This window comes from Olsenella sp. AGMB03486 (assembly GCF_040884255.1).
GTDB classification, from domain to species: domain Bacteria; phylum Actinomycetota; class Coriobacteriia; order Coriobacteriales; family Atopobiaceae; genus Olsenella_L; species Olsenella_L kribbiana.
Genome location: NZ_JBEVTM010000005.1, coordinates 131,826 through 155,387 on the forward strand (window position 1 = coordinate 131,826; position 23,562 = coordinate 155,387).

General features: G+C 59.7%; 22 protein-coding genes and 1 pseudogene. 8 read left to right on the forward strand and 15 right to left on the reverse strand.

The genetic code is table 11. The annotated features are described in order from the left end of the window. Positions 1-58: 58 nt before the first annotated feature. The 3 genes from hisS to ABVS03_RS04105 form a co-directional block, all read right to left on the reverse strand. Positions 59-1,372 (reverse strand): histidine--tRNA ligase, encoded by a 1,314-nt coding sequence (gene hisS / locus ABVS03_RS04095; protein ID WP_368018144.1) that lies wholly within the window; start codon positions 1,370-1,372, stop codon positions 59-61. Between the two features lie 183 nt (positions 1,373-1,555). After that, entirely contained in the window at positions 1,556-1,993 is a 438-nt protein-coding gene (mscL, locus tag ABVS03_RS04100; RefSeq protein WP_368018145.1) for a large conductance mechanosensitive channel protein MscL, read from the reverse strand. A gap of 174 nt (positions 1,994-2,167) precedes the next feature. Then, positions 2,168-3,220, reverse strand: a complete 1,053-nt coding sequence (locus ABVS03_RS04105; RefSeq protein ID WP_368018146.1) for a branched-chain amino acid aminotransferase — start codon at positions 3,218-3,220, stop codon at positions 2,168-2,170. Positions 3,221-3,437: 217 nt separating this feature from the next. Here ABVS03_RS04105 and ABVS03_RS04110 point away from each other — a divergent pair, with 217 nt between their 5' ends. Together ABVS03_RS04110 and ABVS03_RS04115 are read left to right on the forward strand one after the other, a co-directional pair. After that, on the forward strand, positions 3,438-4,496 hold the full coding sequence (locus tag ABVS03_RS04110; protein ID WP_368018147.1) for a low specificity L-threonine aldolase: 1,059 nt from the start codon (positions 3,438-3,440) through the stop codon (positions 4,494-4,496). Next, on the forward strand, positions 4,493-5,425 hold the full coding sequence (locus ABVS03_RS04115) for a DMT family transporter (RefSeq protein ID WP_368018148.1): 933 nt from the start codon (positions 4,493-4,495) through the stop codon (positions 5,423-5,425). The genes ABVS03_RS04110 and ABVS03_RS04115 overlap by 4 nt, the downstream gene beginning before the upstream one ends. 52 nt (positions 5,426-5,477) lie before the next feature. On the opposite strand, the gene ABVS03_RS04120 is transcribed toward ABVS03_RS04115, so the two are convergent. The 6 genes from ABVS03_RS04120 to ABVS03_RS04145 all read right to left on the reverse strand — a co-directional run bounded on the left by ABVS03_RS04120 (position 5,478) and on the right by ABVS03_RS04145 (position 10,389). Then, entirely contained in the window at positions 5,478-6,440 is a 963-nt protein-coding gene (locus tag ABVS03_RS04120; RefSeq protein ID WP_368018149.1) for an L-lactate dehydrogenase, read from the reverse strand. Between the two features lie 165 nt (positions 6,441-6,605). After that, positions 6,606-7,256, reverse strand: coding sequence for a pentapeptide repeat-containing protein (locus tag ABVS03_RS04125; protein WP_368018150.1), 651 nt, complete (start codon positions 7,254-7,256; stop codon positions 6,606-6,608). Between the two features lie 107 nt (positions 7,257-7,363). Then, entirely contained in the window at positions 7,364-7,990 is a 627-nt protein-coding gene (locus tag ABVS03_RS04130) for a DUF47 domain-containing protein (protein WP_330972439.1), read from the reverse strand. Positions 7,991-8,024: 34 nt separating this feature from the next. Beyond that, positions 8,025-9,074 carry an anion permease gene (locus tag ABVS03_RS04135; protein ID WP_368018151.1) on the reverse strand — a complete coding sequence of 350 codons (1,050 nt, stop codon included), beginning with the start codon at positions 9,072-9,074 and terminating at the stop codon, positions 8,025-8,027. Positions 9,075-9,238: 164 nt separating this feature from the next. Beyond that, positions 9,239-10,021, reverse strand: coding sequence for a ZIP family metal transporter (locus ABVS03_RS04140; RefSeq protein ID WP_368018152.1), 783 nt, complete (start codon positions 10,019-10,021; stop codon positions 9,239-9,241). After that, a complete protein-coding gene (locus ABVS03_RS04145) occupies positions 10,018-10,389 on the reverse strand; it encodes a winged helix-turn-helix transcriptional regulator (RefSeq protein ID WP_368018153.1) in 372 nt (123 codons plus the stop codon). Before ABVS03_RS04145 ends, ABVS03_RS04140 begins: the two co-directional genes overlap by 4 nt. Before the next feature lie 139 nt (positions 10,390-10,528). Between ABVS03_RS04145 and ABVS03_RS04150 the strand changes: the two genes are divergently transcribed. Together ABVS03_RS04150 and ABVS03_RS04155 are read left to right on the forward strand one after the other, a co-directional pair. Beyond that, entirely contained in the window at positions 10,529-11,317 is a 789-nt protein-coding gene (locus ABVS03_RS04150; RefSeq protein ID WP_368018154.1) for a dioxygenase, read from the forward strand. Positions 11,318-11,377: 60 nt separating this feature from the next. Next, positions 11,378-11,935, forward strand: a complete 558-nt coding sequence (locus ABVS03_RS04155) for an NADPH-dependent FMN reductase (protein WP_368018155.1) — start codon at positions 11,378-11,380, stop codon at positions 11,933-11,935. Between the two features lie 81 nt (positions 11,936-12,016). On the opposite strand, the gene ABVS03_RS04160 is transcribed toward ABVS03_RS04155, so the two are convergent. The 4 genes from ABVS03_RS04160 to ABVS03_RS04175 form a co-directional block, all read right to left on the reverse strand. Further along, positions 12,017-12,634: a flavodoxin family protein gene (locus tag ABVS03_RS04160; protein ID WP_368018156.1), complete on the reverse strand. Its 618-nt coding sequence runs from the start codon at positions 12,632-12,634 to the stop codon at positions 12,017-12,019. A 43-nt stretch (positions 12,635-12,677) separates the two neighbouring features. Next, the gene (locus ABVS03_RS04165; RefSeq protein WP_368018157.1) at positions 12,678-13,793 is read right to left on the reverse strand and encodes a hypothetical protein; all 1,116 of its coding nucleotides are present in this window, start codon (positions 13,791-13,793) and stop codon (positions 12,678-12,680) included. 94 nt (positions 13,794-13,887) lie between these two features. Continuing rightward, positions 13,888-15,552 (reverse strand): ABC transporter ATP-binding protein, encoded by a 1,665-nt coding sequence (locus ABVS03_RS04170; RefSeq protein ID WP_368018158.1) that lies wholly within the window; start codon positions 15,550-15,552, stop codon positions 13,888-13,890. Then, positions 15,549-17,237, reverse strand: coding sequence for an ABC transporter ATP-binding protein (locus ABVS03_RS04175; RefSeq protein WP_368018159.1), 1,689 nt, complete (start codon positions 17,235-17,237; stop codon positions 15,549-15,551). The genes ABVS03_RS04170 and ABVS03_RS04175 overlap by 4 nt, the downstream gene beginning before the upstream one ends. Positions 17,238-17,458: 221 nt before the next feature. On the opposite strand from ABVS03_RS04175, the gene ABVS03_RS04180 reads away from it, so the two are divergent. The 4 genes and pseudogenes from ABVS03_RS04180 to ABVS03_RS04195 form a co-directional block, all read left to right on the forward strand. Continuing rightward, positions 17,459-18,100, forward strand: coding sequence for an NUDIX domain-containing protein (locus ABVS03_RS04180; RefSeq protein WP_368018160.1), 642 nt, complete (start codon positions 17,459-17,461; stop codon positions 18,098-18,100). Continuing rightward, positions 18,081-18,359 (forward strand): DUF1905 domain-containing protein, encoded by a 279-nt coding sequence (locus ABVS03_RS04185; protein WP_368018161.1) that lies wholly within the window; start codon positions 18,081-18,083, stop codon positions 18,357-18,359. The genes ABVS03_RS04180 and ABVS03_RS04185 overlap by 20 nt, the downstream gene beginning before the upstream one ends. Before the next feature lie 684 nt (positions 18,360-19,043). Next, positions 19,044-19,598: a transposase gene (locus ABVS03_RS04190; protein ID WP_368018162.1), complete on the forward strand. Its 555-nt coding sequence runs from the start codon at positions 19,044-19,046 to the stop codon at positions 19,596-19,598. Between the two features lie 212 nt (positions 19,599-19,810). Next, positions 19,811-20,107: pseudogene (locus ABVS03_RS04195) on the forward strand (transposase); the annotation flags it as partial. 283 nt (positions 20,108-20,390) lie between these two features. On the opposite strand, the gene ABVS03_RS04200 reads toward ABVS03_RS04195, so the two are convergent. Both ABVS03_RS04200 and ABVS03_RS04205 read right to left on the reverse strand, forming a co-directional pair. Next, a complete protein-coding gene (locus tag ABVS03_RS04200) occupies positions 20,391-21,050 on the reverse strand; it encodes an ABC transporter ATP-binding protein (protein WP_368018163.1) in 660 nt (219 codons plus the stop codon). Positions 21,051-21,052: 2 nt separating this feature from the next. Further along, positions 21,053-23,215, reverse strand: coding sequence for a hypothetical protein (locus ABVS03_RS04205; RefSeq protein ID WP_368018164.1), 2,163 nt, complete (start codon positions 23,213-23,215; stop codon positions 21,053-21,055). Positions 23,216-23,562 lie beyond the last annotated feature (347 nt).

A 23,562-nucleotide genomic window follows, 5' to 3' on the forward strand; every position in this document is an offset into this window, starting at 1 on the left:
CAAGAAAGCTCCCGCCGGCAGCGTGCTGGCGGGAGCATCAAGATGCTGCTTCTCTCTTTTAGGCGAGACGGGCCTTCACGGCGTCAGCCAGACTCTCGAAGGGCACCTGCACCTGCTCGTGCGTATCCATATCGCGCAGCGTCGCCTCGCCTGCTGCGACCTCGTCCGGACCGATAACGACACAGAGGCGTGCATGGAGCTTGTCTGCCTGCTTGAACTGGCTCTTGAGCGAGCGTCCCTGGTAGTCAGCCTCCGCACGGACACCGGCGTTCCTCAAGGCGAGCGTCGCCTCGAAGACAGCCTCGCGCTCCTCTGCCGACGTGCCTGCCACATAGATGCATTCAGGCTCCGGCGTCTCGAGCGTGCTGCCCTGGGCGGCAAGCGCAAGCGCGATGCGCTCGAAGCCCACGGCAAAGCCGATGCCCGGCGTCGGCTTTCCGCCTTCGAGCTCCATGAGGCCATCGTAGCGGCCGCCGCCACCGATAGCGCCGACGCCGGCATCGGTCGCCTCGACCTCGAAGACCGTGCGCGTATAGTAGTCAAGGCCGCGCACGAGCGTCGGATCCTCGACGTAGGCAACTCCGGCCTCGTCGAGGTACTTCTTGACCTTCTCGTAGTGCTCGCGGCAGTCGTCGCAGAGGTTGTCTGTCACGAGCGGTGCAGACTTCATGACCTCACGGCAGTGGTCGTTCTTGCAGTCGAAGCTCCTGAGCGGGTTGATGTCGGCACGCTCGAGGCAGTCCTCGCACATCTCGTCCTTGTGGTCATAGATGAACTGGCGCACCTTCTCGCGGTAGGCAGGACGGCAGGCTGCATCGCCCATCGAATTGATCGAGAGCCTGAGCTTCGACGGATCGAAGCCGAGGCGCTTGTAGAACTCCATGAGCATGATGATGCACTCAGCATCGGCTGCAGGATCTGCCGCGCCGAGCCATTCGACGCCGACCTGGTGGAACTGGCGCAGGCGTCCCTTCTGCGGACGCTCGCCACGGAACATCGCTTCCGCATACCAGAGCTTCGCAGGCGCCGCTCCCTGCGGCACGAAGTTGTTCTCCACAGCGGCACGCACGACGCCTGCCGTGCCTTCCGGCCTCATGGCCATGCGCTGCTTCGGCTTGAGTCCCTTCTCCGTGCCTGCCTCGAGCAGGTTCTCGAAGAGGGCGCCCGAGACGACGCGGAACATCTCCTTGCGCACGACATCCGTCGACTCGCCGATGCCGTGGACGAACGTATCGACCTGCTCGATGGCAGGCGTCTCGATCATATCGAAGCCATAGGTGCCGAAGAGGTCGCGTGCGACATCCTGCATATGCTGCCAGCTGCGCATGTATCCGCCATAGAGGTCCTCGGTACCCTGAATCTTCTGTGCCATCAAAGGCTCCTTCCTGCATGCTGAAGCATGCTCTCAGCCGTGGCCACAAACAGAGGAGCTCCTGCTTCCTGCCTTCCACGGCCGCTCGCAAGTATAGCGCTTTCGCCTCATTCCCCCATCATGCACGATGCCTGCCCCACATGAGGGACAGGCATCGACAGCAGAACGATCTTTCCTGTGCCGCTACTCGGCGTGGGCGCCGCCAGGGATCTCGCCGCCGCAGTGCGGGCACCTCGTGGCGCCTTCCTTGACCTCCTCGAGGCAGTGCGGGCACTTCGGTGCCTTCTTCTCGACCTCTTCCTCCTTCGTGTGGAAGAGCTTGTCCTCTGCCTCCTTGAAGCGGTTCATGGCCTTGACCATGCAGAAGACGATGAAGGCGACGATGAAGAAGTTGATGACAGCCGTGATGAAGGCACCGAAGTCGATGGAGGTGCCCGGCACGACGAGGCCTGTGACCTCAGCGCCGCCGCCGGAGATGAAGGAGATCAGAGGATTGATGATGTTCGTGCAGAGCGATGTCACGATGTTCGTGAACGCGCCGCCGATGATGATGCCGACTGCCATATCCATCACATTGCCGCGGGACACGAACTCCCTGAATTCCTTGATGAAGCTGCTCATTGCCAGACCTCTCCTTCGTAGGGTGCCTTAGGTCCCTCAACTGTATGGCACTTTTCAGCCTGGAAGCGCGACAAATCAGGGCAGTTTGGCATAGCCGGAACAGAAAGGGCCTGGACACATACGAAAAGGCGCCCTGCCGAAGCAGAGCGCCCGAAAGTGCCGTGAATCCTGAAGCTAGTCGACCTTGATCTCGTGGACCCAGCCGAACTTGTCCTCGATCTCGCCGGACTGGATGCCGGTAAGCGTCTCGCGGAGCTTCTTCATGACAGGGCCGACGTGATCCATGCCGTAGACGATCTTCTCGTCGCCGTTGTCGACCTCGCCCACCGGCGAGATGACAGCTGCGGTGCCGCACATGCCGCACTCGACGAAGTTGCCGATCTCGTCGAAGCGTACCTGGCGCTGGACAACCTTCATGCCAAGGTAGTGCTCAGCCACATCGACGAGCGAGCGGCGGGTGATGGACGGCAGGATGGAGTTCGTGGCGCTCTTCGGAACGACGAGCGTGCCCTCCTTGTCGACGAACAGGAAGTTCGCGCCGCCGGACTCCTCGACGTAGGTGCGGGTCTGCGGATCCAGGAACATATTGTCCGCATAGCCTGCCTTGTGCGCCAGGACAGACGGATAGAGCGACATAGCGTAGTTCAGGCCAGCCTTGATGTTGCCGGTGCCGTGGGGTGCTGCACGGTCGTACTCGGAGACCTGCACCTTGACCGGCTTCACGCCGCCCTTGTAGTAAGCGCCGACCGGCGTCACGAGGATGCGGAACTGGTACTCGTCAGCAGGCTTGACGCCGATGACATTGCCCGTGGCGAACATGAGCGGACGGATATAGAGCGTTGCGCCCGTGCCGAAAGGCGGCACCCAGGCTGCATTGGCACGGACGACCTCGTCGACTGCCTCGACGAAACGGTCCTCAGGGAACGGCGGCATAACGATGCGCTTTGCGGAATCGTGCATGCGGTGGGCGTTCTGATCGGGGCGGAAGCAGACGACACGGCCATCCTTGGTCGTATAGGCCTTGAGGCCCTCGAAGACCTCCTGGCAGTAGTGAAGCAGGCCTGCGCACTCGGAAAGCGTGACAGTGTGGTCAGGGGTAAGGCCGCCCTCGTCCCAGGCACCATCCTTATAGTTCGAGACGTAGCTGTAATCGGTCGGCTGATATGCAAAGCCGAGGCTCTGCCAGTCGATGTCCTTCTTCTGAACCATGACACGCTCCTCACGCAATCGACTCGGGAGCCAGCCCTTCTTGCCCGGCTCCGATTGTGTGAAGAGTCTACAACCGTAACCATAATGTGGCGGTAGGTGGAACAGCTCTGAAACAAAGACGGCACGTCGCCTACATCTCAGTGCCCTGCCATCAAGTTCCTCATGGCCACGCAGGTTCCGCCATTTTCCGCAGCTGTCCTGCTACGATAGCCAAAACGACAGGAAGGATCTTTCCATGCGCATGTTCAGGAACGACTATTCGGAAGGTGCTGCCCCAGAGGTGCTCCAGGCCCTGATCGACACGAACGAGGAGCAGTGCCCCGGCTACACGGAAGGAGATATCCACTGCGAGCGTGCCCGCGCGCTCATCCGCGAAGCGGTCGGCCTTCCCGATGCTGCGGTCGAGTTCTGTGCCGGCGGCACTTCCGTGAACCTCATTGCGATCGCAGGCATGCTCCGCGACTGGGAAGGCGTCATTGCGACCCCGCTTGCCCACATCGCGACACATGAGACCGGAGCTGTCGCAGCAGCCGGAAGGACGATCCTGCTCACTGACGATACAGACGGATTCGTCTCCCCCGATGCGGCTGAGCGTGTCTATGGGCGCCAGATGGCTGGCGGCAGGCACATGACAAAGCCGGCGCTCATCTACATCGCCGACACGACCGAGATCGGCGGCGTCTGGTCCCACGAGCGCTTCTTTGCGCTGGCAGACTGGGCAGATGCACACGATATCCCGATCTATGTGGACGGCGCACGCCTTGCAAGCGCCCTCGAAGCCCGGGACGCAGACCTTGCGCTCGAAGACATCGCGAAGCGCGCGGCCGCCTTCACGCTTGGCGGCACGAAAGATGGGCTCCTGTTCGGAGAGGCGCTGGTCTTCACGGACGAACGCCTCAAGGAAGCGTTCCCCTATGTCCAGAAGGAGCGCGGCGGCCTCATGGCAAAAGGGAGGCTTCTGGGCGTCCAGTTCGAGCGCGCCTTCACGCCGGACGAAGATGGAGACCTCCCCTGGCTCCGCTATGCGCGCCAGGCGAACAGAAGCGCAGAGCGGCTCTTCGAAGGCCTGTCCGCACTTGGCTTCGAGCCCTTCGGCGGACATGACTCGAACCAGCTCTTCTTCTATGTGGACGAAAAGGAGGAGGAAGCCTTCCGTGGCGCCTGCGGCGCCGAGACCATCTCCGTCCTGCCCGATGGCAGAAGGATCGTCCGCTTCGTCACAAGCTGGGCTACGAAGATGGAGGATGCAGACGAGCTTTCCGCCTTCGCCTCCACCCTCAGGAGCCGAGGATGAGCATCTCGGGCAGAAAGAGGCTCTCCTCTGCCTATGCCGTCTCTGCCCTTGCAGTCCTCAGCTGTGCCCTCTGGGGATCTGCGATTCCTGCGATCCGCATCGGCTATGCGCTCCTCGGCATCTCCTCTGCCGACGTTGCGGACCAGCTCGTCTTTGCCGGACCGCGCTTTGTCCTGGGCGGCATCATCGTCTATGTCCTCCAGGGCGCAAGGACCGGCAGCTGGCACGCCACCCCGGCCGAGCTTCGCGCTGCTGCCCAGATCGGATTTTTCCAGGTCTTCGCCCAGCAGCTTCTGGGATATGTCGGCCTTGCCCATGCAACAGGCGTCTCGGGCTCCATCGCGTCGGGTGCAGGCGTCTTCATGATGCTTCTGGCCTCCTGCTTCGTCTTCCGTCTGGAGAAGATGACCCTGAACAAGGCCCTGGGCTGTCTCTGCGGCTTTGCCGGCCTCCTGGTCGCGACCGGAGGCATCGGGCAGTCCAGCCGCTTCGGCTGGGGCGAGACCCTGATGCTTGCCTCCTCCGTCGCAGGTGCAGCAGCGACCGCGCTCATGAGGAAGAAGGCACAGTCAGAGGACCCCCTCAAGCTCTGCGGCCTTCAGTTCATGCTGGGCGGAGCCTGCCTTCTGGCGGCGGGGCTCATCCTCGGCGGCAGGCTCGAGATAGCCACCTTCGCAGAGCTTGCGGTCCTTGTCTGGCTTGCGGTGGTATCCGCTGTCGGCTTCTCTTCGTGGAGCCTTCTTCTCAGGGACAACGATATCTCCCGCATCGCGCCCTACCAGTTCCTGATTCCTGTCTTCGGCGTCGCGCTCTCGCTCGCGACAATCGGCAGCGAGGGCACGCCTGTCGGCCCCGCAACGGCGCTTGCCCTTGTCCTGATTGCAGCAGGAATCATCCTCGCGAACAGAAGATCTTCCTCCACATCATGAAGAGGGCTCCCGGCAGATGCCGGAAGCCCTCCCGCTCTTCCTTGTGCCTCCCTCAGGCTTCGGGGAACACCTTGTCGAGGTTCTCGCGGACGATGTCGCAGCTTCTCCTCATGGCACGGCGCTCATCGTAGGTGAGGTCGATCTCGAGCACCTGCTCGACGCCCTGGTCGGACAGGATGCAGGGCACGCCGATCGAGATGCCGGACTCGCCGTACTCGCCTTCGAGGTGAGCCGACAGAGGGATGACGGCACGCTCGTTGTGCAGGATCGACATGATGATCTGACTCACGATGGAGGCGATGCCGAACTCCGTGCAGCCCTTGCCCTTCACGATGCGGCTGCCGGCCTCCTTGACCTGCTTCTTGATATCGTCGAAGTCGAGCTGGCTCTCTCCGCCTTTCCTCATCGACAGGTACTCGCGGAGCTGGATGCCGCCGACGGAGATGTGCGACGTCGGGATGAACGACGAATCGCCATGCTCGCCCATGCAGAACGCATTGACCTGGCGCGAATCGACGCCGATCTCGCGGCCGATGATGCCGCGCAGGCGGGCAGAGTCGAGTGCCGTACCCGTGCCGAACACGTGGCCGCGCGGCAGCTTCATCGTGCGGTACAGGTACTCTGCGACGATGTCGGAGGGGTTCGAGACGGAGATCAGGATGCCCTGGAATCCGGAGTCGCGGATCTGGGGGACGATGCCGTCAAGGACCTGCATCGTGGCGCCGAGCATCTCGAGACGGGTCTGGCCCGGCTTCCTGCTCCTGCCGGCAGTCATGATAACGAAATGGGCATCGGCGCAGTCGGAGTAGTCTCCGGCACGAATCTCGAACGACTCGCCGAGGCCGCTTGCAAGATCCTGCAGGTCCATGGCCTGGGCCTCCGCAGCCTCGCGGTTCACATCGATGAGGACGATCTGGTTCACGAGGTGACGGAACATCAGGCAGAGCGCGCAGTGCGAACCGACGCGGCCAGCGCCGACGATCACGACCTTGCGGGTATGCATCTTCTTCTCCATGGAGCAACATCCCTTTCCGATAGAAACAGGCAGGCATCGCCGCCTGTACAGATAGCTTCCACCGTGGCCACGATAGCACGCTGGAAGCGTTTCCTCACGCAAATGCGCACGTAGAGCCGTCTGCCGATTAATTCAGCCCTTCGGGAAATTTCTCCGCTTACCAGATCAGAGCTCTTTCACCCGCACACCCAGGATCGCAAGGACAAGCGGCGCCTGGCCGAGCGAGACAGAAGCTCCCTTGAGCTCTGCAAACGTATCGGAGATGCGGATGCCGTCGATCGTGGAGGATGAGAGGTCGCAGCCCTTGAGGCTCGTGCCGAAGAGCTCGGCACGCGTGAGGTCGGCATCTTCAAATGCGAGGCTCTTCGCCTTCATATGGTCGAGGCTTGCCTCCCGGAGTGCGGAAGAGACGAACTTCACATGCTGTGCCTTCGACTCGGAGAGGTTGGCATAGCCCAGAAGGCACGATCTGAACGAGACGCGCTCGATATAGGACCCATGGAAGTCTGCTCCCGTGAAGCGGCAGTCAGAAAGCCTGCAATCACGCAGGAAGCTTCTTGCCATATGCGCACCCGTGAAGTCGCAGGACGAGAACGTGCAGCCATCGAAGCTTGCCCGTGCCCAGCGGGTATCTGCAAACGAGACCTGGCGGAACGTACAGCGCTCGAACTCTGCATGGCCAAAGGATCCGGAAAGCGTCTCGCGCGCAAACACGCAGCCGGAGATGTCGGCATCCTCTGCCATGAGGAGAACGTCCAGGCTCTCCCCTTCTTCCTCGTCGAAAAGATCGTCCATCTCGTCTGCCACGCGGCTCATGTGTCCTCCTTGCCTGCATAGGTCATCAAGCATATACCAAGCATGTCCGGAACAGAGAAAGGGGCACCTTCCGGCACCCCTCGATACGTTTCCTATGTCTCAGAAGATCAGGCAGACTTCATGACAATGGAGCGGACAACGCCTGCCACCGCATCGATGGAGTCCAGGCATTCCTCCATGCGGTCGAAGATCCTGAGCCATCCCACGATATGGCCTGGTCTCGACTCCTTCTCTTCCTGGAAGAGCTTCCTCACGCCGTTCTCGTATACGGAATCTCCCTCATCCTCGATGTGTCCCATCGAGATGGCTATCTGCATGCATTCCGGATCGTCCTTGTAGTGCGGAAGCCGGTCAATCATCTCATGCATCTGCTTGGCGGCGATGAGCGTGAGCTCTGCCATCTGGACAGCCTCTGAGCGCATATGGGAAACGTTGAAGAGATCGAGCCTCGTCGAGACGCCCTTCATGTTGTCGACGACGTCGTCCATCTTGAGGGCAAGGTCCATTACATCGTTTCTGTCGAACGGCGTGATGAAGGACGTATAGAGCTCCTTCATGATGGCCTGGACGCGCTGGTCGCATTCCGACTCATGGAGCTTCATCTGCGGAATCATGATCTCCGTCTCGGGATAGCCGCGTATCAGCTTCTCGTAGTCGACTGCGCACTCCTCGATTGCAGCCGCAAAGTCCTTGAGCTTCGTGTAGAACGGATCTTCTTTCTTCATGCGGGCCATGGGCCACCATTCCTTTCGAGATAGGTATTCGCGTCTAGAACCACAGGAGGAAGAGCTTGGCGAGGACAAAGCCGATGATGCCGCAGCCCGGGAACGTGAAGAGCCAGGTGTAGACCATGTCCTTCGCAATGGCCCAGTTCACGGAGCGCACGTCCTTGGCAGCGCCGGCGCCCATGATCGCGGCGGTCTTCGTATGGGTCGTCGAGACCGGAAGGCCGGTGACCGTGGCAATGAAGAGCGAGGCCGTTGCAGAGACAGAGGCGGCAAAGCCCTGATACTTCTCGAGCGTCACCATCTCCATGCCGACCTTCTTGATGATGCGCTTGCCGCCCACGGCCGTGCCGAGCGCCATGACGCCGGCACAGAGGACCTCGATCCAGAGCGGGAAGCCGCCAAGGTCCGAGATGCTCGTGCCTGCAGAGAGGGCGATGGCAAGCATTGCCGTAGACATGAACTTCTGGCCATCCTGTGCGCCGTGCATGAGGGCAACGCCCGCTGCACCTGCAATCTGCATCGTGCCAAAGAAGTTGTTGGCCCGTCTTCGGTCTGCATGCCGGCAGGCATAGGGGATGATCTTCGCGATGGCCCAGCCTGCAAGATAGCCGAGCACGGTCGAGAGCACGAGGCCGTAGATGACCTTCGCCCATTCAGAGAAATTGACGCCTTCGACGCCGCCCGAGACAGCGATGGCAGCACCGGTGAGTCCTGCAATCAGGGCATGGGATTCGGAAGTGGGGATGCCGAAGATCCAGGCACCGACACCCCAGGCAACGATGCCGACCGTGGCTGCAGCCAGGGCGATGAGCGCTGCATGGGTATCGCCACCGAAGTCGACCATATCGGACATCGTGTCTGCCACGGCTGTCGAGATCATGGTCATGGCTACCAAGCCTACGAAGTTGCAGGCAACGGACATGGCAACGGCATGCTCGACCTTGATCGAGCGTGTGCCCACCGGCTCTGCAATCGCATTCGCGGCATCCGTCGCGCCATTCACGAAGATGGTGCCGAGAACGAGGATGATCACGAGAGCGAGGAAGGGGTTGGCCGAGACCAAAGCAAGGAACTGCGAGAAGGTAATCAAAGGTTGCCTCCACGGGCTTCATCCATCCGCATGTAAAAGTGCAAAAAGCGGCTTACGTAATGGAATTGTACGCATTGCGTAAATCCATCGTAAGCCGCTCGCCGATACCTTACACTCCGCTGACAAAAGAAGTCAGAGCTTCTGCGTTCGCTGTTCCGCCCCTTCTATCCCAGCGCCACATCGAGGACCATCATGACGACAAAGCCAAGGGCAAAGGAGATGGTCCCCCAGTTCGAATGCTCCCCTTCGCTCATCTCCGGGATGAGCTCCTCCACGACGACATACATCATGGCGCCTGCTGCAAAGGAGAGAAGGACCGGCATCGCCGAGACGATGACCGAAGAGGCCGCCACGGTGATGATGGCGGCAATGGGCTCGACCGCGCCGGAAAGGACGCCGAGCGCAAACGTCTTAGCCTTGCTCATGCCTTCAGCACGAAGCGGCATGGAGACGATGGCTCCTTCCGGGAAGTTCTGGATAGCGATGCCCAGCGCCAAGGCAGCAGCGCCTGCAAGCCCGACGCCGGCAGAGCCTTCGAGGACCGCTGCCATGACGACACCTACCGCCATGCCTTCAGGGATGTTGTGGATCGTGACCGCAAGCACGAGCTTCGTCGTGCGGGAAAGGCCAGATTTCACGCCCTCCTCCTGTCCATCGAGATGCATGTGAGGTGTCAGCGTATCGAGGATGAGAAGCAGGGCCATGCCGAGAAGGAAGCCTATCGCGCAGGGAATGAAGGCAAGGCTCCCGAGCGCCTCTTCCGCCTGCTCGAGCGCCGGGGCCAGGAGGCTCCAGAACGAAGCTGCAACCATCACGCCTGCCGCAAAGCCCCCGAGGATGCGCTCCGTCCTCTCGGAGAGCCCGTCCTTCATGAAGAAGACAAGCGCCGCACCGAGGCTTGTGCCAGCAAACGGAATGAGGATATAGCCAAGCATCTCAGGTGTCATTTCACGTCCTCCTTCGTGCCTTCCTTCTTCTCCTGTGCATCAAGATATTCTATATAACGCTCTCCCCAGCTGCCCACCGCATCGAGCACCGGCTGGAAGGTCTGGCCAAGCTCCGTGAGCTCATACTCCACACGGGGAGGCACCTCGGGATAGACGGTCCTCTTCACCATCCCTTCTGCCTCGAGCTGCTTCAGCTGCGAAGAGAGCGTCGAGTGCGTAAGCTGCGGCATCCTGCTCTGGAGCTCCGAGAACCGGAGCGTCCTTTCGCTCAGATGATGCAGGATCACGATCGTCCACTTCCCCTGGAGCACCCACTGTGCCGTCACGAAGGGGCAGGTGCCGAAATGCTCTGGCTTCTGTCGTGCCATATCCATCTCCTTTCTGCCATAGGTATCTGAAAACATACCAGGTAGCGAGAAAAAACAGTATTGCTATCGCTTTAGTGTCATTTATAGTACAGGACAACAAGCAAGTCCAGAATTGATACCTGGAAGCGAGATGGTACTTATGAGCACGACCAGCACCGAAACACGCCAGCCCGCCCTCTTCATCGGACACGGCGACCCGATGATGGCACTCAGGCATGACGCAATCTCGGAAGGCCTGGCCTCTGTCGGCGAGCGCCTCAAGGCACACCATCCGAAGGCAATCCTCGCCGTCTCGGCCCACTGGTTCACGCGCGGCACGCTCGTGCAGTCAGACCCGACACCCCGCCAGGTAAACGACATGTACGGCTTCCCGCCTGAGCTCTACGCAATCCACTACCGTCCCTCTGGCTCGAAGGAGCTCACCGAGCGTGTGCTCGAGCTTCTGGGAGATGATGTCGCTGTCGACGATACCTGGGGCATCGACCACGGCGTCTGGACGCCGCTCCATCACATGCTGCCTGAGGCAGACATCCCGGTGGTCGAGCTCTCCGTGAATGGCCTCAAGAATGCCAAGTACGCCTATGAGGTCGGACAGAAGCTCAGCGCCCTGCGCGATGAGGGCTTTGTCGTCCTGGGTTCCGGCAATGTCGTGCACAACCTGCGCGAGGCTGACTGGGAAAACCCGCATGGCACGCCCAAGAACCTCCGCTTCGACGATGCGATCCTCGAGGCTGTGAAGAAGCGCGACGATGACGCTGTCATAGACTTCGAGAGGCTCCCTGAGGCAGCCTACGCCGTGCCGACGCCAGACCACTTCCTGCCGCTCGTGACCGTCCTCGGCGCAGCCCAGGGCGAGGAGGCAGAAGTCTTCAACCATATCCAGAACCTTGGCTCGATCAGCATGACAAGCTACGCGTTCGGGCTCTGAGAATCGGGAATATAGCAAGAAAGGGGCCGCAATGCGGCCCGAAGGAAAGGAATGATCACCATGGCAGAACCGAAGATCTTGATCGTTGTAGGAACGCTCCGCAAGAACGGCTTCAACGAGCAGCTTGCAGAGAAGATCGAGAAGCTCCTCGAGGGCAAGGCAGAGGTCTCCCGTCTCGACTATGCCGACCTTCCTCTGATGAACCAGGACCTCGAAGACCCCGAGCCTGAATCCGTCAAGCGCATCCGTGCCGCCGTGCGCGAAGCCGATGGCATCTGGTTCGTGAGCCCGCAGTACAACGGCTCCTATCCGGGACACATCAAGAACCTCGTCGACTGGCTCAGCCGTCCGCTTCCGGGCCAGGGCCGCGACTCTGTCGTCATTGCCGGCAAGAAGGCAACGGTCTCCGGTGCCGGTGGCCGTACCGCCACGGCCGAGATGCGCGAGATGCTCGACAAGCTCCTGCGCTTCGTCGGTGTCCTCGTTATGGAAGAGGGAGAGGCTGGCATCGCCCTCTCCGGCGAGTCCTGGGGCTCCGGCAAGCTTGTCCTCGGTCCTGCTGATGAAGAGGCGCTCGAGGCCCAGGCCAACACGTTCCTCGGCTTCCTCGAGGCATAGAAGCAAGGCCTCTGGCTCAATGACAGGAGGGTCCGCTGCATGCCCTGCAGCGGACCCTCCTTCTTCATCTCTGGCTCAGGCTCAGTGGATCATGTTCGTCATGTGGTAGCTCTCACGCTCAGGAAGCCCATAGCGCTCGCGTCCGAGCTCGATCGACCTCATGAGGAAGACCATGTTGCGGGCGAGGTTTCGGGCAACTGCCATGCCTTCCTCATCCTCAGCAGCCTCTCCCCTCTTCTGGCCGAAGACGTCGGTCCAGTAGCTGCCCGAGGCGACTGGCATGCCGGAGATCGTGAAGTACTTGTAGAGCTCATCGAGCGTTGCCACGGTGCCAGCACGGCGTGCGACGGCGATGGCGCCGCCGACCTTCATCCGCTTGTCGAAGTGCGTGCTCATGAAGAGGCGGTCGAGCACGGCAATAATGGTCGCGTTGGCCGAGGCATAGTAGACAGGGCTGGCGACGACCAAGCCCTCTGCCTCCTCGAACTTCGGCGCAATCTCGTTCACGACGTCGTCGTAGACGCACTTGCCGGTCTTTGCGCATCCTCTGCATGCCATGCATCCGCGCACGGCCTTGCTGCCGACAGCAATCTCTTCTGCCTCGACGCCTTCTGCAGCAAAGATCTTCTCCATCTCGGAAAGCGCAAGCGCCGTGTTGCCATGAACACGCGGGCTTCCGTTCAGAAGCACGACCTTCATGTTCCCTCTCCTTCCAGGAAGGCCCCTCGCCTTCCCGCAGTTCCTAGAATTCCGAAACCTTCTTGCCCAACAGGATCTCTTCGAGCCTGTCGTGGTCGCCCTGCGTCTTCAGGAGCCTCCGGTAGCGCGAAGCCAGGTCCTGCACGGCGTCGCGCTGGCCGGTGGCAACTGCCTTCTCGAGCGCACGCATGAGGGCGCACTTGCCGGTCTCGCTCGGACCGTAGTGCTCCCCTGCACGCCTGAGGCGGCGCTTCGCCTCCTTGGAGTCGATGCTTGCAAAGACGCCAGGATGATGGAGCCCCTCATCGAGCTGCGCAAGCATCGGATCCACATCGGCGAGCTCGTGGTCGGTATCGAAGTCCTTGAAGGCAACGAGGTGTGCGACGCCGAGCGGAATCCTCTGAGTGTGGATCAGGTTGAGCGCGCGGTAGAAGTGGTAGCCCGCCATATCGATATCGCGGGCAATCAAGGGATAGGTACGCTCCAGTTCCTTCTCGAGCTCATCCTCGTCGCGCTTCATATCGAGGAAGGATGCACGCCTCAGATGGATCTGTGCATTCCAGGGATCCCAGCGAAGCGCCTTTGTCGCTGTGTCGAGGCCTTCATCGGCACGGTCGAGGTAGTAGAGGCAGTCTGCCTTGAGCTCCCGGCCCAGTGCCTGGACGCCGAGCGATGGCATATACCCATCCGGCCTGAATGAGGCATCCGTGAGCTGTGCCAGCTCGATATCGACCTCGTCCTTGAAGTCATAGACCGAAGGATCTGCATCGGGGCCCTTGTCAGCCAGGTCGTCGAGCACCGGGATCAAGGGCTCGAGCGTATCGAGCGCCAGCTCATAGTGCTCGCGCTGGAACTGGCCTGCCGCCTTCTGGAGCCGGTCCATCTGCTGGAGCGCGAAGACCTGGAGCATCTCCTGAGACTGCTCAGGCGTCATGTGCTCAGGATCGGGGATGGCAAAGCCATCCTCTCCGCGCTCTGCAGCTGAAGGATTGATTGCGTTGTCGAGCTTGGCACGCTCGCGCTCGCGTTCCTTCTTTGCGGCCTCCTGGGCCTTCCTGGCCTCGATCATCTGGTTCTGGGCATCTATATCTGCCTTCGAGCGCACCTGGATGCCGTGAAGCTTCTTTGTGCCGCCCTGGGGCTGTCTCAAATCTGGCATGTCTCTCCCTTGCTGGTCCATCCATCAGAGAGAAGCGTACCCGAAGATGGGCGGCTGCAAAGACGTGATGAGGAAGCGCACAGAGAGGCCACGCTCAGTCTGCATCTTCCCCGATATGGACAATCCTGCCGCCGTGGCCTGCTGCAGCAAGACGGTGCGAGACCGATATCGTGGTCCTGCCCTCCGCCGCTGCATCGAGGGCGGAGAGCACCTGCGCTTCAGTTGCCGGATCGAGATGCGATGTCACCTCATCGAGCAGCAGAAGCGGCGGATCGAAGACGATGGCGCGGGCAATGCCCAGAAGCTGGAACTGGCCTTCCGAGAACGTACCCTGCGTGCAGGGCGTCGCCAGGCCCTCTGGCAGGGCAAGAACGCTCTCCCAGAGGCCGACGTGCTCGAGCGCTGCCTTCGCCTGCTCTTCTGTGACGCGCGGATCTCCCAGCGTGAGCTCGTCCAAGACTGTGCCCTGGATCCTCCTGAATCCCTGCTCCACATAGCCCAGAGTCTTCCTGCGCTCATCTGCTGCAAAGCTCCCCGCAGGCTCGCCGAAGACAGAGACTGTGCCGCTATCCGGCTGGTAGAGGCCCATAACGAGATTGAGCACGGTGGACTTGCCAGCACCGGTGCGTCCCATCAAGGTGACGCGCTCGCCCGGCGCAACGCTAAGCGAGAAATCCTCGAGCACCGGTGCATCCTTCTTGTAGCCGAAGGTCACATGCGAGAGTGCGACAGCTGCTTGTCTGTCTTCCGCGCCTGTCTTTTCCGGAAGCTTCTCCTCCGGAGCCTCGAGGAGCTCTCCGATGCGGGAGATGGCAGCTCCTGCATCCTGGATGGACTGGATCTCCATGCCGATATCGGAGATGGGCGTGAAGACGTTGCCGACGTAGCTGATGGCCGTGACGGCGCCGCCGACACTGACACCGAAGAATGCTGCCCAGGCACCGCCCGAGCCGGCAAGGCCCATCATGAGGGCAATGACAAGAGAGGAGAGGGAGATGACAACAGGAGAGTACACGGCATCGCAGAAGTTCGAGCGGGTCTGCGCCGCAAACCCGTCATCCACCGCCTTGCCGTAGCGGCCTTCCATGAAACGCTCGGCTCCCATGAGCTGCACCATGCGAAGGCAGCGCAGGGTCTCTGGAATCTGCGCGCTCTCGCGGGCGATGGCAGAACGCGCATCGCGCCGTGCCTCTCTCGTCGTCTTCTGGATCCAGCGTGTCCAGAGCGCCACCACAGGAAGCGCGATGAGGACCAGGATGCCGAGGCCGGTGCTTTCGAGGAAGATGGCAATGACGATGCCTATGACCTGAAAGACATCGGTGATCATGCCGACGATGCCAGAGGCGAAGAGCGCCTCGATTGCATCCACATCGTTCACGATGCGGGCAGAGACCGCCCCTGCGTCATGCTCATGGAAATAGGCAGCAGGAAGCCTGTCGAGCTTTGCTGCCATGGCAGAGCGCAGCTTATGCGTGACCTTCTGGCCGAAGACCGCAATGGCTGCTTCCTGCCCTGCCCCTGCCAGGCCCTGTCCGAAGACCGCTGCGACATAGAGGATTGCAGGCGTGAGCACAGAGGCATTCTTCGCCACCAGCTCATCGACGATGAGGCCCAGGATATAGGGCGGCAGGAGCGCAAGCACGATGGAGGCGACAATCACGGCAATGAGCACCACCGTGAGGAGTGCATGTTCCCTCACGCAGGTGACAAAGACAGCACGTACCGGATGCGTCTTTCTCTCGGATGCCTTCTCCATCATGCCTCGCCTCCTTCCGAGAGCTCGAAGAGCGCACGGTAGGCAGGACACGTCCTCATGAGCTCTTTATGGGTGCCGACAGAAGCCTTCCCGTCTGCCAGGCAGACGACCTGCGAGAGCTCCGGGAAGTGCGCAAGACGGTGCGATATGAGGATGACGGCCGTGCCGCCTTCCTTGGCCCAGGACTGAAGATTGCGGAATGCTTCATCCTCAGTTCCAGCATCGAGCGAGGCGAAGGGATCATCGAGGATGCAGACGGAACGCCTGTGGCAGAGCGTGCGGGCAAGACCCAAGCGCTGCCGCTGGCCTCCGGAGAGCCTGCTTCCGCCTTCGCCGACAAGGGTCTTCTCCCCTTCGGGCAGAGCCTTGACCTCATCTGCAAGGCACGCTTCCTGAAGTGCCAGAGCGGCATCCGCACCGCTTCCGAGGCAGACATTGTCTTCGATTGTGGCATCGAGAAGCTCAGGGTCATGCCCCAGAATGGAGAAGACGCCCTCTCCCTGAGGTGTGACCGTGCCCTCATGAGGGAGCTCTCCTGCTATGCAGCGAGCAAGGCAGCTCTTGCCCGAGGCGACAGGACCGCAGACGCCGACAATCTCGCCCGGCGCCACAGCAAATGACACGTCCTCAAAGAGCGGCTCCTGCCCCTCCCAGCCAAAGCCCAGATGCTCGATCCTGATGCCGGAAGGCTCAGCTGCCTTCCGCTCTTCCTCCTCATGCTCTGACAGGTAGCCTTCGATCCGCTTCCAGGAGACCTGGGCTCTCTGCACCGCATTGAAGAGCTTGGCTGCATGGGAGGACTTCACGGCGAGCTTCAGGAACACGGAGACGTACATCGTAAATACTGCGATATCCCAGGTACCCGAGACGACGTTCTGGGCACCGAGGATGAAGATCGGCAGCACGCCCAGAAGCGCTACTGCCTGGTAGAGCGGCATCAGGGATGCAGAGAGCACATTGGCCTTGGCCTCTGCCTTCTCGTAGCGCGTGAGCTCATCCTCGAAGAGATGGTCACGCACCTCTTCAAGGCCGAAGATGCGGTAGGTCAGCGCTCCTTCTGCCCTGTCGAGAGCCGTGGCAGACATGGCAGAGACTTCCTTCTTCGCCGTTGCCACGGCGCCTGTCACGACACCCTTGAGCCGTGCCGCCAGGATATAGGAGACCGGCGGGAAGATGAGCGCAAGGAGCGTGATGCGCACATCCTGCGCGAACAGCACGACAAGGTAGGTGATCATGACCACACCGGTATCGAAGAGCTCGGTCGTGAACTTGCGCATGCCCTCGACGCAGTCATCCACATCGGAGAGCGCCTTGGTCATGACCTCGCCGCGCTCGGATTCGGTCTTTGCAATCTTGCCGGAAAGGAGATTGCGGTAGAGCGTCTTCTTCATGCGGCGGTCCACATCGTTTGCGAACCTGCGCACATAGAGGCGCTTGAGTGCCCTCATGCCCTGCACGAAGGCAATGGCCAGGACATAGAAGAGGCAGAGCCGAAGCATCGAGGAGGCATCAGAGAGACCTTGGAGGATACCTGCCAGGCACTGTACCATGAGGCCCTCGAGCCAGGGACCCAGGACCATGCCGACGTTGTAGAGGATGCCTGTGAACGTGACGACGGCAAGCGTCTTCCACTCATCACGGAAATACGTGAGGATGGAAGGCTTGTGGGTCTCTGAATGCGCCTGCACTGCTATCGCCTGCCAAACAATGTCTTCCGAAAATGCAAGGCTGTCCACCATAGCACGCAAACATAAACGGACCATCAACGATACGGTTTTGTCTCCTGAATAGGTCACCTGTCGTGAACCGGCACAGACAGCCGAAATCTGTCGCATGGGCCCTGCTGGGTATATAGGCTCCTGACAGTGCATGCAGATGGACAACCCGTCTGCCAAGCCAAGGAGGTAGCATGGACAGCACAGAGCCATTGCGCGACAAGAACGGTCTCACAGAAGAGGAATTCCTCGCCGCCTATTCGCCGAAGAACTATCCCCGTCCTTCCCTTACCGCAGATATCTGCGTCTTCCGGAGGAAGGATGAGAGCCTCGAGCTCCTGCTCGTGAAGCGCGGCGGACACCCCTTCCTGGGATGCTGGGCAACCCCTGGCGGCTTCGTGAACCCGAAGGAGACAGCAGACGAAGCGGCGGCACGCGAGCTCGAAGAGGAGACGCATGTGGCAGGTCTCGCCCTCGAGCCGGTAGGACTCTTCAGCACACCAGGCAGAGACCCGAGAGGCTGGACAATCTCCTATGCCTTCTGCGCCCTCGACGACACTGGCGCCATCGCGAAGGCAGGAGACGATGCTGCCAAGGCCATCTGGTTCAAGGTCACACCGAGCCAGAAGGCTGGCAGGACGACGTTTGCGCTCGATGCAGGAGATGCCCATCTCGTGACATCCTTCGCAACCCAGGAAGCCCCTGTCACAGGAAGGCTCCGCCCCAAGGACGTGGAAGGCCAGGGCCTTGCCTTCGACCATGCAGAGATCATAGCTGCGGCCTGGCTGACGCTTCCTGAGAACGTGAGGTCCTGGCGTGCAGACCTTCTCCTATGATGCGGCGATCCAGGCAGTGCCTGAGAAGGGTGGTGCCTATGTCGCCTTTCCCTACGACATCCGTGCACTCTTCGGCAAGGGCCGCCTCAAGGTCCATGCAACCTTCGACGGCATCCCCTACGACGGCAGCGTCGTGAACATGGGCGTGAAGAACGATGACGGAACGATCTGCTACATCATCAGCATCCGCAAGGGCATACGGAAGGCCATTGGCAAAGAGCCAGAAGACACCGTCCACGTGGAGATCGTGTCTGCTTAGCGATACAAAAGAACATCTCGAAGATGCCTCTCATTTCTTAGACACAGGAAATAGGAGGCATTTCATCATTATCAAAGCTTCGATCCTGCACAGTGCACACTACGTTCTGTCACACGGAATCTGCTTCGAAGCGTTTTGGGGTATCTTCGGCAACCATGCCAATGGCCTTCTCAAGTCCGAGCAGGCCTCATTCACACGCCTTTTTCTGGGATCCTGTGAGATAGTCTTCGAGCAATCAGTAGTGCGTCCTGCTATCACTCCATCGCCGACTCGATGAGGCTATAGGCATCCGAGAAACGGCCTGGCTTCCCAGAAGCCAGAAATGCATTGCCGTCCGCGATGACATCAGCACTTTCCGCATTGGGTTCTTCGCAATAAATAAACCTGCGGTGCGCCCGGAAGAGGATCTCGCTCGATTAGCGAGGCTGAGTTCTCCTGTTCTCGTCCGCAATCGTCGAGCTTCAGCCTCCTGCCGCCCGATGCCAACAGCACTTACCTCATCATGTAGACCTCCTCTGACACCTGCATGAAGCGAGACGCCGCCATCACCGCAAGCCTTGAATTCTCGCGCAGAAGGGGAATCCGACCGTAGCCAGAGAGGATAATCAGACGGCCCGCCCTATCATGGGAGCCTTCAAACAGAAGTCCCCTCACGTAAGGTATGCCCTCCCGCAAGAGGGACGAGTGCCCGAAAAGACCGCTCGCAATCGGAGTGCGGGGGTCGCGTCCGTAAAGTGGTGTAAAAGGCAGGCGAGCCAGAGGCCCGCCACCAAGCTGGGATTGCAGTCGACAAACAACGAGGACGGCCATGGCTCGAATCAATCTTACACTGGACCAAGACGAAGTACTGGGGCTGCTTACCGAGGGGGCGGGGACGCCTTCAAGCTGCTGCTCCAGGAGACGCTCAACGGGGTACTGAGGGAGAAGTCAGCCGAGCAGCTGTGCGCCCAGCCCTACGAGCAAACGCAGGAGCGCACCGACAGCCACAACGAGACGAAGGCAAGGTCCCTCACGACCAGGGTCGCCACCATCGAGCTGAAGGTGTCAAGGCAGCGCAATGCCCCGTTTGAGACCCTCGTGACCGAGGTGATCGTCGCGGGCGTCTTTACAGTGAAGGTGGGCAGGGTCATAGAGGAGGCCTGCGAAAGGTCGTTCTCCAAGCAATCCCTCTTTGAGGCCTGCGCCGAGCTGGACTGCGCCGTCAGGGCGTCTTGCGATTGGCCCCTTAAGGGCGAGTAGCCGTTCGTGATGGCAAACGCCACCTACCTCAAGGTCAGGGTCGACCACCGCGTGAGGTCCAAGGCGCTGCTAAGTCATCGGGGTCTCGCTTGCCGAGTCGCACACAGGACGCTCCTGGGCGGACTTCCTGCGCTCCCTCGTGGATGCCAGAGAGGGGCTCGTGGCGACCGTAAGGGAGGTGCTGCCAGGCCCACTGCTCGCGCAGCGTGTGTATGGCCGCCCCCAAGGGAGTGCGCGCCGGCCTAAAGGGGGGAGCTGGTCGAGAGGCTCAACTGCCAAGCGCGCCGGAGGCGAGGCGCAGGTGCAACGAGATACTGGCGGACTTGCGCGACGTCGCCCTAAGGGCGGCGATGGTACTGATTGCCGCGATGCGCCTGTACATGAGGACGTCTAACTACCTGGAGAGGCTGAACAGGGAGATAGAGAGGCACGCCTGCTTTGTCGGGGTCTTCCCGAGTAAGGCGTCAGCGATCAGGCTGATCGGGTCGGTCCTTACCGAGGAGAACGAGTGCAGCTCGACGCAGAGGAAGAGCTACTACGGATCGGACTTACGCGCAGCTCCTGCAGGTGGAGGACGAGCTCGCAAAGATTAGCGCGCAACCAGAAGGACATGGCGAAGGCGTAAAGCAGGGAACGCGGCAGCGATTTTACACACGGATTCGGACTTGACCAGTGCGGGCTGCTCATCTTTTGATGCGTATCCTGTTCATCACCATAATCTCAACCTCGACTGCTAGCAGCACAATACGCACAAGCGGTGCCTTTCGTCACGGCCACCGTCAGAAGGCCGACTCAGAACAGTTTCCCTTCTTGCATGCTAAGCGTGCGGTCACACTTATCTGCCATCAACATGTCGTGCGTCACGACCACAAGTGTCTTTCCCGTCTCTCGGGCGGCGGACACGAGCGAGTCCATGACTATCTCCGCCATGCGAGCATCCAGCGAACCCGTCGGCTCGTCAGCAAGAATGAGATTGCCCGGCTTGAGCATGGCGCGACTGATCGCAACACGCTGCTTCTCGCCACCTGAGAGCTCGTTTACGTTGGAATCGAGCTTGCTGGAGACCGAGAACTTCTTCAATGTCTTTTCAATAGCCTCCTCTTTCTCCCTCTTGGAGAGCTTCGTGTAATAGAGGGCGAGCATAAGATTGTCGCGTACCGTCCTCGAGTCAATGAGGGCGAACGACTGAAAGAGGTAGTTAATCTCGTTGCGACGCAGAAACATCGCCTGTCTGGTTTCTGGTCCCGGATATTTCTTTCCCGATAGGAGAATGCTCCCAGATTCATACGTTTCGAGCAGTCCCAGAATGTTCAGCAGCGTTGTCTTGCCGCATCCCGACGGCCCGGTGATTGCGACAGATTCACCCTTTCTGACAGCGAGATCTATACCAGAAAGGATGCGATGCTTCCCATAGGATTTCGAGAGGGATTCAATCTGAATGTACGACTGCATCGCTACTCCTTGGAGACGGTTTCCAGCACAACGGCCGCAGATTTCCTGCGCGATGCGACACCGATAACGAAATTGGACAAGACCAGCAAGGCAAAGCCGACAAGCACGCCAGCGCTACTTCCGAAGAGGGCACTCACGCCAGCGCCAAGCAGAGCAGTAACGGTCACGAACAGAACCTCTCGACGGTACAGCTCCCACACTCCGAAGCCCAGGACGTACTTTACGGAAATCTCCTGGGCATTTACCCGGTTGACCACATTGACAAGACATGCAACCAGGACGGAGACGGTGGCCACCAAAACAACCAGAACCGCCGAGAAGAGCGCGAAAAGCTCCTCGAGGGTCTTCTGCAGACCGTCGATGTAGTTCCCCACCGTGGCAAATCGAGCACCCGCCGAGCCACCAATCTCAGCTCTATTGTCGGCATCGAGCAGACTTGACGCCGCATGCTCGTCGAGCTTCATGTACGCGTTCTCCAAGCCAGTGGCGACGAGGCTTTCTGACTCAAAGGGCACCATGTTCGCAGCAGTAACAACCGCAATAGCAAATCCGCTTGATGTGACCGGCTCTTCAGGGTTCGTACTCCACGTGAAGAGCTCCTTATCAGCGTTATAAGAGATGAACTCGTACTCAGGGTTCTCCATGAAGGGAGTGACGATGTTCGAGTCAGAGGGCTTCCGTGCGGCAATAAGGAAGTCCTTCACTTCGTTCACTTCGCTAGCGCTTAGCGAATCTGGCAGGAGGTAGACACGTACTCCTTGCTCTGCCCTCTCGACAATGTCCGCAGGCACATTCACCCCCATCAACTCAAGGTAAGAGGGGGATGCCGCAAGATACCAGAGCTGCTTGAGCGTCGTATCTGAACCGGAATATGCTCTAATGGTCGATTCGTTGTAGTTGATGGCGTTCGCAAGGTAAACACCATCATCATGCTCGTGCTCGGCGTACCATGTGTACATATCCTCTGAGAGCTCCATTGGATTGTCAGTGAGCCGAGTGTTCCCGATGCTGAAGTCCCTTACCACGTACCACCCTTCATACTCCTGCCATGCCGAGCGCGTGCGAGCAAGGTCCGCGTACATGGTGAGGGGTTGATCTATATAGAGGCAGCCGGCAAAAATGGCGACCAAGCACACTAGATAGACCGCAACGGTCAGACCATAGAAGCCCCGCCGTGAATATCGCCCGTGGATGGCCTCAACCGGCCTCGTTGCGATAAGTGGAGCAACGGAAATCATCGCAGCTACAAGCACCATGACGACCGCAGGAAGTACAGAGACGAGGGCAAGCCCTACAAAAGCAGCGTTAATCGTGAACCCGTCCAAGTAAGCATATACTCCCACCATTCCGATTGGAATGAGGACAAGAATCTGGAGAGCTTGCGAGGAGAGCAGCTCGCTTGCGAAGTCGACCTTACTCCACCCGAGCATCAGGTGTATCCCCAGCGTCTTTAACTCGAGTAGAGAGTGCGTTACCATGACCAGGCAAAGGATAAGCGAAAGGAGCGCAAACGCCCCTATGCAGAACAGGTAGATCAGGCCGGGTTCTGAGGTTGAGCCTGACATTTTCGTGGTCAGAGTCTCAGGTGTTACCCCGACAGCAGACGACAGGCTGTCTACCGTTGATTTAAAGTCAGCGCTTCCAAGGTTAAGGAGCGTGCAGGAGCTTCCTAGATTGCTCCCAGCACCCATCCTGTCAACGCGGAAATATATGCCTGAACGAATACTGGGCAGATCGGACACTCGCGAGTAGACGTCGTTTCCATACCCGGCATAGCTATTCGGACTTCCGGCGCCCACTCTCTTTATGAGGGTACCATCTATAAGCGTAGTGCCGAGAACAACGAGTGGGTCGATGGAGGTCTCTCCGTCAATCGATGCCGGCAATATGCTAAACGTGTAGAGGTTCGCTCCGGATTGCAGTGATTCCTTATCAAGACTAATTGCCGTAAACGTGCCTTTGTTCGCCAAATTCTGAAGTTCAGCGACGAGACTGTCCTTCTGCCTATCCGTGAGCTGAGAAGTGAAAATCGTTGGCTGATCTGAAAGCCAGTCATCAACCTGCCTGGAGACAAGGGCTTCAAAGACTCCCTTGACGCAGATGACTGAGGTGACACCCAATAGGGCTATTAACAGGAGGCTGACAATTGACCAGGCTTTCTTCATATTGCACCGCCATTGCAATTTCATTGCTTATTCGATCGGGTAAATCAAAGAGCAAATGCCATTTCAAATTCCAGGAGAAGCTATCCTCTGCAACTCCAGTATGCCTCCAAGGTATCCGTTCCGATAAAACCCCATGCCTGGGAAAGAACATCAGGGTCCTTCCAGCCAGACGTGTATCCGTTGCAAGACGAATGGTGCTCATAGTGGGCAGAATTGCAATCGGAGAACCCAAATACCCCAGCATTACGTCCATAATTCCAATACACTGCTGAACCCTTGTAGTAAACGGTGTCAGCCAACGCAATCGCCGGCGTTCCCGCGCACATCAGACAGCACAATATGGCAAT

What these genes read in the sequence shown, in the direction of transcription:
- hisS (WP_368018144.1), bottom strand. Translation starts at nt 1,372, where the DNA reads ATGGCACAGAAGATTCAGGGTACCGAGGACCTCTATGGCGGATACATG.
- mscL (WP_368018145.1), bottom strand. Translation starts at nt 1,993, where the DNA reads ATGAGCAGCTTCATCAAGGAATTCAGGGAGTTCGTGTCCCGCGGCAAT.
- ABVS03_RS04110 (WP_368018147.1), top strand. Translation starts at nt 3,438, where the DNA reads ATGCGCATGTTCAGGAACGACTATTCGGAAGGTGCTGCCCCAGAGGTG.
- ABVS03_RS04115 (WP_368018148.1), top strand. Translation starts at nt 4,493, where the DNA reads ATGAGCATCTCGGGCAGAAAGAGGCTCTCCTCTGCCTATGCCGTCTCT.
- ABVS03_RS04120 (WP_368018149.1), bottom strand. Translation starts at nt 6,440, where the DNA reads ATGGAGAAGAAGATGCATACCCGCAAGGTCGTGATCGTCGGCGCTGGC.
- ABVS03_RS04125 (WP_368018150.1), bottom strand. Translation starts at nt 7,256, where the DNA reads ATGAGCCGCGTGGCAGACGAGATGGACGATCTTTTCGACGAGGAAGAA.
- ABVS03_RS04130 (WP_330972439.1), bottom strand. Translation starts at nt 7,990, where the DNA reads ATGGCCCGCATGAAGAAAGAAGATCCGTTCTACACGAAGCTCAAGGAC.
- ABVS03_RS04140 (WP_368018152.1), bottom strand. Translation starts at nt 10,021, where the DNA reads ATGACACCTGAGATGCTTGGCTATATCCTCATTCCGTTTGCTGGCACA.
- ABVS03_RS04145 (WP_368018153.1), bottom strand. Translation starts at nt 10,389, where the DNA reads ATGGCACGACAGAAGCCAGAGCATTTCGGCACCTGCCCCTTCGTGACG.
- ABVS03_RS04150 (WP_368018154.1), top strand. Translation starts at nt 10,529, where the DNA reads ATGAGCACGACCAGCACCGAAACACGCCAGCCCGCCCTCTTCATCGGA.
- ABVS03_RS04155 (WP_368018155.1), top strand. Translation starts at nt 11,378, where the DNA reads ATGGCAGAACCGAAGATCTTGATCGTTGTAGGAACGCTCCGCAAGAAC.
- ABVS03_RS04160 (WP_368018156.1), bottom strand. Translation starts at nt 12,634, where the DNA reads ATGAAGGTCGTGCTTCTGAACGGAAGCCCGCGTGTTCATGGCAACACG.
- ABVS03_RS04165 (WP_368018157.1), bottom strand. Translation starts at nt 13,793, where the DNA reads ATGCCAGATTTGAGACAGCCCCAGGGCGGCACAAAGAAGCTTCACGGC.
- ABVS03_RS04170 (WP_368018158.1), bottom strand. Translation starts at nt 15,552, where the DNA reads ATGATGGAGAAGGCATCCGAGAGAAAGACGCATCCGGTACGTGCTGTC.
- ABVS03_RS04180 (WP_368018160.1), top strand. Translation starts at nt 17,459, where the DNA reads ATGGACAGCACAGAGCCATTGCGCGACAAGAACGGTCTCACAGAAGAG.
- ABVS03_RS04200 (WP_368018163.1), bottom strand. Translation starts at nt 21,050, where the DNA reads ATGCAGTCGTACATTCAGATTGAATCCCTCTCGAAATCCTATGGGAAG.
- ABVS03_RS04205 (WP_368018164.1), bottom strand. Translation starts at nt 23,215, where the DNA reads ATGAAGAAAGCCTGGTCAATTGTCAGCCTCCTGTTAATAGCCCTATTG.